The sequence below is a fragment of the Anatilimnocola aggregata genome, assembly GCF_007747655.1.
Classification (GTDB): Bacteria; Planctomycetota; Planctomycetia; order Pirellulales; family Pirellulaceae; genus Anatilimnocola; species Anatilimnocola aggregata.
The window spans coordinates 2,055,945-2,071,387 of the sequence record NZ_CP036274.1 but is presented as its reverse complement, the minus strand read 5'-3'; the positions used below and the strand labels follow the sequence as shown (position 1 = coordinate 2,071,387).

The 15,443-nt window shown below is 61.7% G+C and carries 8 protein-coding genes; all 8 read left to right on the top strand.

Annotation, left to right across the window (positions count from 1 at the left end; all coding sequences use genetic code 11):
• Positions 1 to 536 precede the first annotated feature (536 nt).
• The 8 genes from ETAA8_RS08000 to ETAA8_RS07965 all read left to right on the top strand — a co-directional run bounded on the left by ETAA8_RS08000 (position 537) and on the right by ETAA8_RS07965 (position 15,410).
• On the top strand, positions 537 to 1,874 hold the full coding sequence (locus tag ETAA8_RS08000) for a DUF1501 domain-containing protein (protein ID WP_145087288.1): 1,338 nt from the start codon (positions 537 to 539) through the stop codon (positions 1,872 to 1,874).
• Between the two features lie 265 nt (positions 1,875 to 2,139).
• On the top strand, positions 2,140 to 2,673 hold the full coding sequence (locus tag ETAA8_RS07995; RefSeq protein WP_145087286.1) for a sigma-70 family RNA polymerase sigma factor: 534 nt from the start codon (positions 2,140 to 2,142) through the stop codon (positions 2,671 to 2,673).
• Complete coding sequence (locus tag ETAA8_RS07990; RefSeq protein ID WP_145087284.1) at positions 2,670 to 4,439, top strand: WD40 repeat domain-containing protein; 1,770 nt, start codon at positions 2,670 to 2,672, stop codon at positions 4,437 to 4,439. Before ETAA8_RS07995 ends, ETAA8_RS07990 begins: the two co-directional genes overlap by 4 nt.
• A gap of 131 nt (positions 4,440 to 4,570) precedes the next feature.
• The gene (locus tag ETAA8_RS07985; protein WP_202921663.1) at positions 4,571 to 7,273 is read left to right on the top strand and encodes a DUF1553 domain-containing protein; all 2,703 of its coding nucleotides are present in this window, start codon (positions 4,571 to 4,573) and stop codon (positions 7,271 to 7,273) included.
• 16 nt (positions 7,274 to 7,289) lie between these two features.
• Positions 7,290 to 8,738 (top strand): DUF1501 domain-containing protein, encoded by a 1,449-nt coding sequence (locus ETAA8_RS07980; protein ID WP_145087280.1) that lies wholly within the window; start codon positions 7,290 to 7,292, stop codon positions 8,736 to 8,738.
• Positions 8,739 to 9,002: 264 nt separating this feature from the next.
• The gene (locus ETAA8_RS07975; protein WP_202921662.1) at positions 9,003 to 11,324 is read left to right on the top strand and encodes a PSD1 and planctomycete cytochrome C domain-containing protein; all 2,322 of its coding nucleotides are present in this window, start codon (positions 9,003 to 9,005) and stop codon (positions 11,322 to 11,324) included.
• Positions 11,325 to 11,361: 37 nt separating this feature from the next.
• Positions 11,362 to 12,780: a DUF1501 domain-containing protein gene (locus tag ETAA8_RS07970; RefSeq protein WP_145087276.1), complete on the top strand. Its 1,419-nt coding sequence runs from the start codon at positions 11,362 to 11,364 to the stop codon at positions 12,778 to 12,780.
• 392 nt (positions 12,781 to 13,172) lie between these two features.
• Complete coding sequence (locus tag ETAA8_RS07965; protein WP_238397790.1) at positions 13,173 to 15,410, top strand: DUF1588 domain-containing protein; 2,238 nt, start codon at positions 13,173 to 13,175, stop codon at positions 15,408 to 15,410.
• The last annotated feature ends 33 nt before the right edge of the window (positions 15,411 to 15,443 follow it).

Sequence of the window (15,443 nt, the reverse complement as noted above, 5' to 3'; positions counted from 1 at the left end):
CGACTTCTCGCCACTTCGCCCCTGCAGCGACCGAATCAGACAAGCCTATTCGTGGCAGGTTGAGCGTGATGCCATCGCCCCTCGCCGCCCCCTCATCACCCTCCGTGCGTGTCGTTCTGCCGAGCGTTGGCCCAAGGTCACTGGGGGCTGTTCATCGACGAGCCGGGATAGCTGCCGAGTAAAAAATTCAAAGAGGGTTGCGACCGTTTTCGGGTGGATGATCCGAAATGGAGCCGGGCTCCTACGGTCGCTGGATTTATGGCATTCGTAAGTCTCTTTCGGAATTCAAGTTGCGTCGCGATCTGCAAGGCGTTCGAAATTATCGCTGCTAAGTTCTCGGTTTTTGAATCAATGGTCATTGATGACTGCGAACAGCCAGCCCACCGACCATCGGAGCGTGTTTTCAAGTGGCGGCAGCGCGCTCTTGTTGGAAGGGGTGGCGCGGGAACGGGCACTGGAACTTTCCTGCTCACTACAACGAGACCATCTGACAATGACAGTTAATCGTCCTTGATCCCCATTTCATGGAGAAGATCATGTTCACCGTTTCCGAATCCAGCACTTCGAGCCGTCGCTTGGGCCGGCGAGGTTTTTTGCAGGTCGGGGCGCTCGGCCTCGGCGGGCTGACGCTCGCCAATCTGTTGCAATTGCGGGCGCAGGGGTCGCAGCGGAGTCAGTCGCAGAAGTCCGTAATTATGGTCTATCTGCACGGCGGACCGCCTCATTTGGATATGTTCGACATGAAGCCGGACGCCCCCATGGAATTTCGGGGTGAGTTTAATCCCATTCGAACGAACGTGCCGGGGCTGGAGATCTGCGAGTTGATGCCGAAGTTGGCCACGGTTGCGGACAAGATGGCAGTAATCCGCAACATCAGTTTCCGTGAATATTTGGTTGGCCACAACGCGCCACTGGTATACACCGGCTACCCGACCAGCGATATCGGTCCCAACACCGATTCAAATCCGAACCACCGTCCGACGTTTGGCTCCGTGGTCAGCAAGATTCGCGGCGACGCCGTCCGTGGCATGCCCCCGTACGTTGCCTTTGACGGTATCTACAACGGCGGCAGTTCGGTTGACTATCTGGGCATGGCCCATCGTCCTTTCGTTCCGGACGCTCAACTGAATTCCCTTGGCCCCATGGGAGGTATGACGCTCGATCGCACCACCGAGCGCAAGGGACTTTTGCGTTCGTTGGACGTGTTACAGCACGCGAATGACGCGCATGGCAGCCTGGCGGCGATGGACTCTTTCCAGGAGCGCGCATTGGATATTATTACGTCGCCCAAAGCGCGGGACGCCTTCGACATTAGCCAGGAACCCGAGCACGTCCGCTCCATGTACGGCACGGGAGGGACGCAGTTTCTCCAGGCACGCCGCTTGGTGGAAGCAGGCGTGCAAGCGGTCACCCTCACCGCTAACAAGGAGTCGAAGACTTGGTACCTGGCGGGCCCATGGGACACGCACGGGGGCAATTTCACAAAAATGCGGAGTCTGTTGCCGGAACTCGACCAAAGCCTTTTCGCCCTGATCAGCGATCTGCATCAACGTGGAATGGATCAGGAGGTGGCCGTGGTGGTCTGGGGTGAGATGGGCCGCACGCCACGAATCAACGGCGCCGGCGGTCGCGACCACTGGAATGAGGTGGGGTTCGGACTGGTTTCCGGCGGTGGATTGAAGATGGGCCAGGTGATCGGACAGACGACGCAAAATGGGGAGCGTTCGGTCGGCACTCCCTACGTCCCCTCGAACTTGTTGGCGACGCTTTACGACAACGTATTGGGCATCGCCCCGGCGCAAACGTATTTGAACCACAATGGCCGTCCCCTCTATGTACTCGACAACCGGGAGAAGATTCGCGAACTGGTGTAGCATCGTCCGGTCTGCCGGAAGCCAACATTCGCTGGCCATCTTCGGCGCGGCGATTGTCCGCAGCGACTCCGTCGCTGCCCTAATGCTCAGCTGGTCTTAACTCTGGAATTGGTAACGACTTTCGCCGAGACCACCTGACGGTTCGAACAAATGAGTAGCAGCGCGGCGCAAGCTGCCCGGTGTCGCGTCGATCGCCAACGCCGCATCGGCAGGTATTCGGATTGATTGCTGCTAAGTTTTCGGTCGTTTGGGTCAATGATTAGTGATGACTGCGAACAACCCAGCCCAGCCAACCATAGAAACGCTGTTCCTGCAGCATGCGGCGGCGGTGCGCGGGTTTGTGAGAGGACTGGTGCCAAATCGGGCGGCAGCGGATGACGTTTTGCAAGAGGTCTTTCTGACGGTCACGCGGCGAGGGGCGGATTTTCGGGGGGAGGGGAACTTTCTTGCCTGGGTCCGCGGCATCGCTCGCAACAAGGTGCTGGAGCATTACCGGCGGCAACGCAAGGTGCCCCTGCCGTTCGACGAGGAGTTGCTCAATTTGCTGGCGGACTCTGCGGAAGATTCCGACCAAATCCTGGAGCAGCGGCGGGAGGCGTTGACGAAGTGCCTCGAGCGGTTAGCGCCGCGAGCCCGGGAGATCGTCGATTTGCGCTACGGCGATCATGCGCTGACCCCACCGAAGATTGCCGAGCAGCTCGCCTGGACGACCAATGCGGTCCACGTCGCGCTGTCCCGGGCGCGGGCTTTTCTGCGCGAATGTACTCAACAAGTGCTGGCAAGCGGTGAGGCGTTATGAACGAGGAACGACTGCAAAGTCTGATCGAGGGATTGCTGGACGAACGGCTCTCGGCGTCCGACCAGGAAGAACTGGCTGCCCGGCTCCGCACGTCGGCTGAGGCCCGTCGTCTCTACTGGGAACTCGTCGAGCAGGACGCGCTGCTGCAAGACGTCGTGTGCGAGTCGGCCGGTCGGGACCTAGCCCGCATGGCCGCGAATGATCTATCGGTTGGACAGCCACTGGGGCAGGCTGACATCCCAACGTCGAAAGCGGCCTGGCCACTCGGTCTCTGGCTGCCGGCTGGTGGCATCCTGCTGGCGTTAGTTTTTTTCCTGGTCGGCAACTTCCTCCAGAAGCCATCTTCGCTGCGAGAATCCGCGACGATGGGAGAACCGACCGCGACGTTAAGTTCGCTCATGGGTGAAGTGTGGCTCACCGATGCACGGCAGAAGTCGGTCAAAGCGGCCTCCGCCCAATCGTTCTATTCAGGAGACCGTGTGCATGTGGGGGAAGTGAGCGCCGCGGAAGTGACGCTCGCCGATGGCACACGCATCGTGTTGAGCGCCGATTCGGTGCTCCAATTTCAGCGATTTGATGAACTCGACCGGACCTTGCGGCTTGAACGCGGGTCTATGGAGGTGGCAGCCGCCCCGCAATCGCCCGACCGACCGCTGGTCATCACCACGGAGCAAGCGCGGCTGACGGTGCTGGGGACGGAGTTTCGGCTGTACGCCAGCGACTCGGATTCTCGCGTTGAGTTGGAAGAAGGCAAGGTGCAATTCGAACGGCAGTCAGACGGCCAGACCGTGGAGGTCGCCGCAGGGCAATTCGCGGTCGCCGACGCCGCGCCGGCCAAGCCGCTGGCGGCCGAACCGCTGGTCTCCGATTGGCGGTTACGCCAGACACTGCAGCGTGCAGGGGCGCGCGTCGCTTTTTCGCACGACGGAGCGAAAATTGCAACGGCCGACGCCGATCGGATCAAGCTGTGGAACGTCGCCACGGGCGAATTGCAACAGATGGCTGCCAAGATGACGCGGTTTGACTGCCTCGCATTTGCTCCGTCCAACGAAACGCTTGTGGCGATCGGCGACAGTGGCAAGGTCTTGTATTGGCCGCTCGGCGCGGCGTCGCCGCAGGACAGGGAACCGCAGCCCAGGGAACTGAAGACCACCACCGGGAACCTGCGACGCTGCGCCGTTTCGAGCGACGGACGGTGGTTCGCTCAGACAACCGATGCTGACGTGGGCCATTTGCCGATCTGGCAAGTGGATGACGCGGGGGAGATTTCGCTGGTCAGGTCGATCCCCATGAAAATGGGCAGCGTGGCGATCGCCGCGACATCGCAGGGCCCGCGAGCCGTCGCCAGCAACTTGAACGGCACGACGGTCATCTGGGATGCCGAAACGGGCAGCGAACTGGCTCGTTACCGATTTCGCTCGGAATTGCACGTCCTGGCGTTGTCCGACGACGGCCGCCAGTTGTGCGGCTACGGAAATGCAACCGGCCTGTTGATTCTGGACACGGAATCCGGCGAACAAAGAACCTTGTGGCCCAGCGACAGCGCGAGGGTGAACTGCCTGCGTTTCTCGCGAGATGGTCGTGAGCTGATTGCCGCGATGGCGGACGGTCTGGTTCGCGGTTGGTCGACCGGGACCGGCGAAGCGACCTTCGTGTTGCCGACGGGCGACGCGCGAGTCATATCGTTGGCGGTTTCTAACGATGGGCGCAGTCTGGCAACGGTCGCCGACAAAGGGCTCGTCAAGCTCTGGCAGCGGGAAGAGTGAATCCGAAATCCGAAGCACCAAATCCGAAACAAATTCAAATGTCGGAAATCCCAATAACCAAAACGAAGACACCCGGTGCGAGTGCGTTTCGCACATTCGTATTTCGGATTTCGATGTTCGGATTTTGGATTGTGACATTCGCATCGGTGGCCAGCACCGACGAGGGAACCGACTTCTTCGAGGCGAAGATTCGCCCCGTGCTGGTCGAGCATTGCTACGCGTGCCATTCAGCCGATGCGGCTCTACAGAAAAAGCTCAAGGGGGGACTGCTTCTCGACACGCGTGAGGGGATCCGCAAGGGTGGCGAGAGCGGACCGGCGGTTGTTCCCGACAAGGTCGACGAGAGCGCGCTGATTGCCGCGATCCGGCACGAGTCGTTCAAGATGCCGCCCAAGGGCAAATTGCCCGAGGCGGTGATCGCCGACTTTGTGAAGTGGATCGAACTGGGTGCTCCCGATCCGCGTGACGGCACGTCGGTGGTTCAAACGGAGAAGATCGACTGGCAAAAGGCACGCGAATTCTGGGCGTTTCAGAAGCCCAAGGCCCACGCTCCTCCACGGGTCAAGAACGCACTGTGGCCAAGGAAGGAGATGGATCACTTCGTTCTGGCGGAACTGGAGAAACGCGGACTGACGCCGGTTCGGGCCGCCACGAAGCATGAGTGGATTCGCCGGGCAACCTTTGACCTGATCGGTTTGCCGCCCACGCCCGAAGAAGTTGACGCGTTCGAAAAGGACGAATCTCCCGAAGTCCTCGCCAAGGTGGTAGATCGCTTGCTCGAATCGCCCCATTATGGAGAACGCTGGGGACGCTATTGGCTCGATCTCGCTCGCTACACGGACGATCTCGGCGGAACCGTGGGGCCCGTGCTTGCGCCGACGGCATTTCGGTATCGCGATTGGGTCGTCCAAGCGTTCAACCGTGATATGCCGTACGATCAGTTCGTTCGCCTTCAACTGGCAGGCAATCTGATTCGGGAGCCTGCCAAGGATTTTACGGAACGGCTCGGCGGGCTCGGTTTTCAAGGTCTCGGCCAACGCTTCAGCGGCAACGCTGTTGGCATGGTCAAAAAGAAGGTGGCCGACGAACTCGACGATCGCGTCGACACGGTCACGCGGGCCCTGCTCGGGCTAACGGTGTCGTGTGCCCGCTGTCACGACCACAAGTTCGATCCGATTCCGACCGTCGACTACTACTCGCTGGCGGCGGCTTACAACGGAGCCAATCTGAGCGCTGAAATTGCTCTGGCATCTCCGGCCCAGGTGGCGGCTGAGGCGCAACGGAAAAAGGAGGCCGCCGAATTACAGGCAAAAATGGACAAGCTCACCGCCGACGAAGGTCGTCGACTAGGCCGACAGGAACTTGCCCGGCTGGATGAATACTTACTAGCGGCCTGGAAGTTGCACGTGCGTGCCGAGCGCAAACAGCCCGCCGACGCCGAGGCCGTTGCCCGCGAGTCGAACCTCAATTCCTTCTTCCTCGTTCGCTGGACCAAGGCGCTGGCGAATCCAAAGGGCATACCGTTGCTCGAAGCGTGGCACGCCGCCGCGCTGAAAGCAAGCGAGACGGCCGCGATGAACGACCCCGTGGAACCACCTCAGGAACTGCGCGACGCTTCGGCGAAAGCGAAATCTAAAGCTGACGACGCGCTGCGTGCCTTGTCCGAATCCGAGGGGGCCAAGTCGAAGCTGCCCCCCGCGGCCGAATCGTTCATTAAGGCGCATTTGTCGAACGACGGGGCCGCGTTTCAGCTTCGCGGCAAGGATGCGATCGCATATCTCTCGGCCGCCGACCGCCTCCAGTACGACGAGTGGGACGCGAAGTTGCAGCGGCTTCAGGCGTCAGCCCCCGCCGCAGTCGCGAGGGCGCCAGCGGTGATCGGGGGAGGGCAACCGTTGCAGATCAATGTTCGCGGAAATGCCGACGTGCTCGGCCCGGTGGCGACTCCTGGATTCCTCACCATCTTGCGGCGCGATTCAAGCGCCTCCGCGACATCGTTGTCGCGACTCGAATTGGCCGACGCCATCGTGGATCGGAACAACCCGCTGACGGCCCGCGTCTTCGTCAATCGCGTCTGGCATTATCATTTTGGCCGGGGCATCGTGGGCACGACCAGCAACTTCGGTCAACTGGGGGATCGGCCCACGCACCCGGAATTGCTCGACACGCTCGCGGTTCGCTTCATGGAAAACGGCTGGTCCACCAAATGGCTCCATCGCGAGATCATGCTGTCGGCCACGTATGGGCTCAGCAGCGTCCCCGAGGCGAAGAATCTCGCCAAGGATGCCGACAACCATTACCTCTGGCGCGTGTCGCCGCGGCGGCTCGATTTCGAAGCCTGGCGCGACTCCATGCTGGCGGTCGCTGGAAAGCTCGATCCCGAAATTGGTGGACAGCCTTACCGCGATCCGCAAGGGAAAGTGCAGTTGCATCCCGAGGATCCCGAGAATCGGCGGCGGACGATCTATGGCTTCATCAGTCGCTTCAAGCCGAATCCGACATTGACGCTTTTCGATTTCCCCGAGCCGAACGTGACAAGCGATCAACGGACGGTAACGACGATCCCGCAACAGCAGTTGTTTGCCATCAATAGCCCGTTCGTTTTGGCGATGGCCCGATCGTTCGCGGAACGTCTCAACGCGTCGGAACAATCGGAGGAGCGTCGCTTGCTTTTGGCGTGGCAACTGGCGTTCGGGCGGCTGACGACCGAGCGAGAGACGGTTGTAGCCCAAGAATTCTTGCGCGAAGCCGCTGCCTCGGAGGAAAAACTCGGGCCGTGGGAACGTCTCTGTCATTCGCTTCTGACGACGAACGAGTTCACATTTGTGCCATGACACTGGGGAGTGGATAATGTCGACGTTTGAAAATCGTTTCCGCCTTTCTCGCCGCGATTTGTTGGCCCAGACGACCTATGGAGTCGGCATGATCGGCCTTGCGTCGGTACTGGCCGGCCACTCGGAGGCCAGCGTGACCCCGTTGGCGGCTCGGCCGCCGCACTTCCCCGCGCGAGCCAAACGCATCATCCATCTCTGGATGAACGGCGGCCCATCGCAGGTCGACACGTTCGACCCCAAGCCGGCTCTCCAGAAATACGCCGGCCAGCGTCCCGAAAGCACCATCGGGCTCACCACGCAGAACGGGACGGGCGGACTGATGCCGTCGCCGTTTCGGTTCACCCGGCATGGACAGTCGGGCCTGGAAATCAGCGAACTCTTTCCGCACGTCGCCCGCCATGCCGACGACCTGTGTGTAATCCGCTCGATGCACACGAACACGCCGGTTCACGAGGCATCCAATTGGTTGATGTTCACCGGTAACGTACAGCCGATTCGGCCTGCGTATGGTTCCTGGCTGCTGTATGGTCTGGGGACGGAAAACGAGAACCTTCCCGGCTTCATCGTTTTGGGCGAAGGTCAGCCGGTCAACGGGCCGTCCAACTGGAGCAGCCGATTTCTGCCGGGAATTTATCAGGGTTGCCAGGTCGTGCTTCCCGGCGATTATCGACCGGAAAATGCGCTCGCGAATCTGCACAACGCAAGCCTATCCCTGCAAGGGCAGCGTCGGGAACTCGACTTCACGCAACGGCTCAACGACCTACATCGCGAGCGAGTGGGCGCCGAGAACGCCTTTGGGGCACGCATGGATTCGATGGAATTGGCGTATCGCATGCAGATTTCGGCGGCCGAGGCGTTCGACAGCCGCGGCGAATCCCAGCAGATTCTCGATCTCTACGGTTTGACGGGGCTCAACGCCGGCGCGCCCCCCAATGCCAAGAACGACCTTCGCCGAACGACCTTTGCCCGCAACTGCCTGCTCGCACGTCGGCTTGCGGAGCGAGGTGTTCGCGTCATCCAGATCTACTACGGCAATCAGCAGCCCTGGGACACGCACGGCAACAACTCCTCGGCCCATCAAAGCCTTGCGGGGAACGTCGATCAACCCATCGCGGGGTTGCTCACGGATCTCAAACAGCGTGGATTGCTCGAGGACACGCTGGTTGTCTGGGGCGGCGAATTCGGCCGCACCCCGACGACGCAAGGAAGTAATGGCCGCGACCACAACCACTACGGTTTCTCGATGTGGCTGGCGGGAGGCGGGGTACGTGGCGGGCTCGCCTACGGTGCCACCGATGAGTTCGGCTTCAAGGCGGTGGAGAATCGAGTCCACGTTCACGATCTGCATGCCACCATGTTGCACCTCATGGGTCTCGACCACGAAAAGCTCACCTACCGCTACAGCGGCCGCGACTATCGCCTGACCGACGTGCATGGCGAGGTGATCCGCGACATCCTCGTTTAATCCGCAGCGCAGGCGATGAACAGCCGGCATTAAATCCGTAACCCGCAGATCGAAATCCATCCAAAATAGATTCCAATGGCGAAAATCCCCATGCCCCAAACGAAGCAACGCGGCCCGAGCGCCATTCGGCCGATGGACGTTCGAACATCGAAGTTGTTTCTGACTTTGAATTTCGTGCTTCGCATCTTGGCCCTGGTGATCTTGCCGTCTTCATTTGCCGCGGCCGACGAGGGAACCGACTTCTTCGAGGCGAAGATTCGCCCGGTGCTGGTCGAGCATTGCTACGCCTGCCATTCGGCCGATGCCGCCCGGGCGAAGAAGCTCAAGGGAGACTTGCTGCTCGACACGCGGGACGGGATCCGCAAAGGGGGCGAGAGCGGGCCGGCGGTTGTTCCCGGCAAGGTCAAGGAGAGCGTGCTGATTTCGGCGATCCGGCACGAGTCGTTTGAGATGCCCCCCAAGGGCAAATTGCCCGAGGCGGTGATCGCCGACTTCGTGAAGTGGATCGAGATGGGAGCGGCCGATCCGCGAGACGGTACGTCGGTTGTGAAGAAGTACGAGATCGACATCGAAGCCGGGCGCAAGTTCTGGTCGTTCCGCCCGCTGGCCGAGGTCGCCGTCCCGCAGGTGCGCGATGCGAAGTGGCCGCGCGGCGAGATCGATCGGTTTGTGCTGAGCAAGCTGGAGGAGAACTCGCTGGCGCCGCTGGCCGTCGCCGAGCCGCGCGACCTGGTGCGGCGGTTGTATTTCGACTTGCTCGGGCTGCCGCCGACATTGGAGGAGATCGACCGGTTCCTCGCCGCCGCCCAGCGCGACCGCGAGGGGGCCGTCGCGGCGCTGGTGGATGAGTTGCTCAAGTCGCCGCATTTCGGCGAACGATGGGGCCGGCACTGGCTCGACGTGGCCCGGTACGGCGAATCGAACGGCGCGCCCAAGAACAACAATCAATGGTTCGCCGCTTGGCGTTATCGCGATTACGTCATCGCCTCGTTCAACGCCGACAAGCCGTACGACCAATTCCTGCGCGAACAGATTGCCGGCGACCTGTTGCCCTACGACAACGACGCGCAGCGCGACGAGCAACTGATGGCCACGGCGTTCCTGGCATTGGGCAGCAAACCCGACGGCAACGTGCGGATGGATGTGCTCGCGGAGCAGCTCGACACGGTCGGTCGTTCGCTGCTGGGGATCGCCATCGGCTGTGCCCGCTGCCACGATCACAAGTTTGATCCGGTGACGACCCACGACTTCTACGCGATGGCGGGGATCTTCAACAACACGGGCGTCAACGACGACGCGCCGATCGTGCCAGCCACGCGCGGGCGGAGCCCCGAGGGGAAAAAGCGGCTGGCCATCGAAGGCGCGGCATTCGCCACGATGCACAGCGTGACGACGAAACTCGAAGACGCGCTGGCCGAAGCCGGCTTGATGAAGCTGCCCGACGAATCGTGGCAGGACTCGCTGCAGCGTTATCCGAATGCCGGCCAGCGGGCCAAGCTGGAGCCGCTGTTGGCCGATCTGGCCAAGGCCGAAGCGGAACTGGAGAAGCTGCTGGCATCGCCCCCCGCCGAGATCGTCGACACGATGTCGGCGACCGATCGTCTGGCGCCCGGCAACAAGCAGGACCTGCAAGTTCGCATCCGCGGCAACGAAGACAATCTCGGTGATGTTGTGCCGCGCGGGATCATGCAGGTGCTGTACACGGGTGACTCGCCGGAGATTCCGGCCAAGTCGAGCGGCCGGCTGCAACTGGCCGAAGTGCTGGAGCACCATCCGCTTGCTGCCCGCGTGATGGTCAATCGTGTGTGGCACCACTTGTTTGGCCGCGGCCTGGTGCGGACCGTGGACGATTTCGGCACGATGGGCGAACGGCCGACCCATCCCGAATTGCTGGAGTGGTTGGCCGGCCGCTTTGTGGCCGACGGTTATTCGCTCAAGCAAACCGTGCGGCGGATCGTGCTCAGCCGGGCATATCAATTGACGGCGGCCGACCCGCCGAGCGATCGCTATCGGCAAGTGGATTCGGACAACGCGCTGCTGTGGCGGCACAGTCCGCGTCGACTCGACGGCGAGGCCCTGCGCGACAGCATTCTGTGCGTCAGCGGCAGTCTGATCCGCCGACCGCCCACGCGCTTCGAAAATGACCTGCACGCTTTCCGCATGACCGACGCGCGGACGCTCGACCGGCTCGATTTTCGCACCGTCTTTCTGCCCGTGCATCGGGGCGCGAGGATCGACCTGTTGGCGGCGTTCAACTTTCCGCCGTCGGACTTGGTGATCGGTCGGCGCGAAACGCCCTCGGTGCCGACGCAATCGCTGTTTCTGATGAACAGCCCGCTGGTGCTCGAGCATGCCAACCGGGCGGCGCTGCGGCTGTTGAACTCGGCAGCGACGGACGAAGAGCGCGTGCAGCTCGCATACTCGCTGTTCTTTGGCCGCTCAGCCACGGCCGACGAACAACAGGAAGGGCTGGTATTTTTGGGCCAGACCTCGGCGGCGGGAGATGGACGACTCGCTCAACGGCAGGTTTGGGCGGAGTTCTGTCAGGCACTGTTTTGTTCGGCCGAGTTTCGATTCTTGAGGTAGTACGTCAAACGGGAAGAAGATAATCAGGAAATACACCATGAACCCCTCCATGACACGCCGCGACGCGCTGCGCACCAGCGCCGCCGGTTTCGGTTCTCTCGCGCTGGCGGCTCTGTGCCGGCAAGCCCAGGCCGCTGACGGCTACGTCAGTCCGCTCGCGGCGCGCCAGCCGCACTTTCCCGCCAAGGTGAAGCGGGTGATCTTTATGTTCATGGAAGGCGGACCGTCGCACGTCGATACATTCGACTACAAGCCCGAACTCTATAAGGCGGACGGCAAGGCTCTCCCCTACGAGCAGCCGAAGGCCGGCACGGTCGGCAAAGAGCCGAAGTTGATGAAGCCGCCATTCAAGTTCGCTCAGCACGGGGAAAGCGGACTCTGGATTTCCGAAGTGCTGCCGCATCTGGCCCGGCATGCCGACGACCTGTGCTTGATCAACGGCATGTTCCACGACACGGGCCTGCACGAGGCGGGCTGCGTGATGATGCACACTGGCGAGTTTCGTTTCACGCGGCCGTCGATCGGTTCGTGGATCACCTACGGTCTAGGGAGCGAATCGGAGAATCTGCCGGCCTACGTTTCGGTCAATCCTCGCGACCGCAACGAGTCGAGCGGCTGCTACTCGAACGCCTTCCTGCCCGCCGTTCATCACGCAACGATCATGCGCGGCGTGTCGAAGCTCGGCGTCCAGAAGTCGCCGCCGATCCGCAACGTCAACAACCCGATTCTCTCCACCAGCGAGCAGCGCCGGCAGTTGGACTTCGTCCAGCGGCTCAACGTCCGCTACCAGCAACAGAAGCAGTCCGACAGCCAAATCGACGCGGTCATTGAGTCGTTCGAGCGGGCCTATCGCATGCAATCGGCCGTGCCGGAGCTGTTGGAAGTAGGAAGTGAGACTAAGGAGACCCTTGAACTGTACGGCTTGAAATCCGATGGCAGCGGCAACGCTTTCGCAGTGCAGTGCCTGTTGGCGCGGCGGATGGCCGAGGCCGGAGTACGGTTCATCGAGATCTCGCAAGGGGGTTGGGATCATCACGCCGGCATCGCTACGGGCATCCCCAATGCGTGCCGCGGCATCGATCAACCGATCGCCGGTCTGATTACCGACTTGAAGCAGCGAGGTCTGTGGAACGACACGCTGCTCGTGTGGGGCGGTGAATTCGGCCGCACGCCGGTGCTCGAGCAAAAGCCGAACAACAATCACGGCCGCGACCACAACGGGGCCGGTTTCACCTACTGGCTGGCCGGCGGCGGCGTGAAAGGCGGCCTGCGTTACGGGGCGACCGACGAACTGGGCTATTTCGCAGCGGAGAATAAAGTGAAGGTCCACGAGCTGCACGCCACGGTGCTGCACCTGCTCGGCCTGGACCACCAGAAGCTGACCTACCGCTACGGCGGCCGAGACTACACGTTGACCGACGTCGATGGCGAAGTGGTTCGCGACATCCTGGCGTGATCTTGCGTACGAGATTCGGGAGATTGTGAATGCCGTCCCTCCGACTTGACCAGACCACCCTGAAACTCCAAATGATTAACGCGGAGAAGCCGCAACCAAGAAGTAGCGGCGCGGCGCAAGCCGCCCCGTGGCTTACGCCACGCGATACCGGGCGGCTCGCGCCGCTATTTGCCAGGGCAATTTGCCGCGCCAACGGACGTAAAAGTAAAGGTGTTCGCGAAAATACTGCTAAGTTGCTCGGCCCCTGCGTCAATAACAGTTGGAGATTGAGATCGCCTGATGCTCACCCGCACGTGGCTGGGACTTCCAGCCGCAGCCACGTCGAATAGGCCAACTTCGGATCAAGGCCCGCCATGCCAGATACCATCCTTCCTGCCGCGAGGACATCCTTGATGCAACCCGCCTCGGATTTCGTGCTTCGAATTTCCGGCTGCCTGCTTCTGCTCGCACTGCCCTTCCGCTTGGCATCCGCGGCCGAGCTGAAATTCACCAACGCCGACGAGAGCCGGGCGGAGTTCGAACGGTCGGTCCAGCCGTTCCTCGTCAAGCACTGCGTCAAGTGCCACGGTGCGAAAGATCCCGAGGGCGAACTGGATCTGACGACGCTCGACCCCGATATGAAGGCCAGCACCAGCGGGGCGCGGTGGGCGACGATCGTGGAGAAACTCACGAAGGGCGAGATGCCGCCGAAGGAGAAGCCGCGGCCGGATGCGGTGGGCCTGGCAGCGACGATCGGCTGGGCTCACGCCGAGTCGAAACGCGCCAACCGGAACTTCACCCGCCGCGCCGCGTACGAAAACGGCAACATCATCCCGAACTCTGTGCTGTTCGATCCGAAGAATATCCCGCCGTTCGACGGCGCGAGCCGCGTCCGTCGCGTCAGCCCGGAAATCTATGGTGCGTTCCTCAAGGACGCCGCCAAGCGGCCCGGCGCCAATCAGCCGTTTTCGCCCGTGGGCGGCACGACGTTCAAGGATATGGGCGATCCGACGATCGACGAACCGGTCACCGCCACGCTATTTCAGAACGCGCTGTTGATCGTTGAGGGGCAGACGATCCACACGGTCGAGAATGGCAAGATCGTCAAATGGAATGGAGCCAGGGAACTCCAGCCGCTGTTCGATCCGCAGGTCGCGCCGACCGACGCGCAGCTCGAAACGGCGATCACTTTCCAATTCAAACAGATTCTCAAACGCCCGCCGACCGACCGCGAGCGGGAGAAGTTCGTGGCGCTGCTCAAGAAGAACATGTATGAGGCGGGCCATGTGGTCGGCGCTCGCTATGCCCTGGCGACGGTGCTGATGCTGCCCGAGGCCGTGTTTCGGATGGAGGTGGGCAGCGGCCAGCCCGATGAAAAGGGCCGCTTGCGGCTGGCTCCGCGCGAAATCGCGTATGCGATCGCCTACGCGCTGACCGACAAGGGGCCGGATTCGCAGCTTCTGGCGGCCGCGGCGACGGGCGGGCTCGATACCGATGAGGGAGTCGCCCAGCAGGTGCAGCGGTTGCTCGACGACGCCAAGACCGACAAACCCCGCATCCTGCGGTTCTTCCGCGAGTATTTTGGCTACGACAAGGCGACCGACGTCTTCAAAGAAGCGAATGGCGGCGGGACGGCCGTCGATCATCCGGGGCACGAGCCGCAGGTGCTCGTCGAGGACACCGACCGGCTGGTGCAGTACGTGCTCGATCAGGACCGCGACGTGCTCCGCGAACTACTCACCACGAACAAGTCCTTCGTGGCATACAAGTCGGCGGCTGAGGCGAAAAAGAAGGTTGCCGAAGCACGGGCCAAGTTCGAAGCAGACCTCAAGAAGGATCCTGTGAAGAACGCAGGGAAAGTGTTCAAACCGCAACAGAAATTGATTTACGAGTCGTACGGGCTGGCCGATTTTCCCGTCGAGCAGCCGGTGGACCTGCCGGCCGATCAGCGGGCCGGGATTCTGACGCAGCCGTCGTGGCTGGTAGCGAATTCGACGACGTTCGACAACCACGCGATCCACCGCGGCAAGTGGATTCGTGAACGATTGTTGGGGAACGTCGTGCCCGACATCCCGATCACGGTCGATGCGCAACTCCCCATCGCTCCCGAAAAGACGCTCCGCGAGCGGATGGCGGTGACGAAGCAGGAATACTGCTGGAAGTGTCACCAGTTGATGAATGATCTGGCGTACCCGTTCGAACAGTACGACCACTTCGGCCGCTTCCGTACTGCGGAGCAGGTGCTCGATCCCGATGCGACGGAGAAGAACGTCGACAAGAAGGGAAAGAGTCTCGGCCAAATGATGCGGGGTGCGCCGCTGAACGTCAGCGGACTGGTGGCTCATGTCGGCGACCCGAGCCTGGAAGGGCCGGTGAACGGTCCGGTCGAGCTCATGAAGCGGCTGGCGTCGTCCGAGCGCGTCGAACAGGTATTCGTGCGGCATGCGTTCCGCTATTGGCTGGGGCGGAACGAATCGCCCGGCGATGCGGCCAGTCTGCAAGCGGCGCACCAGGCATATCAGGAGAGCGACGGCAGTATGAAAGCGCTCATCACCGCGCTACTGACCAGTGAATCGTTCTTGCACCGTGTCCCTGCTTCCCCGGAACCGAACGCGGCGCCCAAAGCCGAATTGAAGAAGTCTAGTTCCTAAATCCCTTTTGATTTCACAGATATCGAATCCCCC

Excerpts from the sequence above, each read along its gene's own strand:
- ETAA8_RS07965 (WP_238397790.1), top strand. The coding sequence starts at position 13,173 with ATGCAACCCGCCTCGGATTTCGTGCTTCGAATTTCCGGCTGCCTGCTT.
- ETAA8_RS07995 (WP_145087286.1), top strand. The coding sequence starts at position 2,140 with ATGACTGCGAACAACCCAGCCCAGCCAACCATAGAAACGCTGTTCCTG.
- ETAA8_RS07980 (WP_145087280.1), top strand. The coding sequence starts at position 7,290 with ATGTCGACGTTTGAAAATCGTTTCCGCCTTTCTCGCCGCGATTTGTTG.
- ETAA8_RS08000 (WP_145087288.1), top strand. The coding sequence starts at position 537 with ATGTTCACCGTTTCCGAATCCAGCACTTCGAGCCGTCGCTTGGGCCGG.
- ETAA8_RS07970 (WP_145087276.1), top strand. The coding sequence starts at position 11,362 with ATGAACCCCTCCATGACACGCCGCGACGCGCTGCGCACCAGCGCCGCC.
- ETAA8_RS07990 (WP_145087284.1), top strand. The coding sequence starts at position 2,670 with ATGAACGAGGAACGACTGCAAAGTCTGATCGAGGGATTGCTGGACGAA.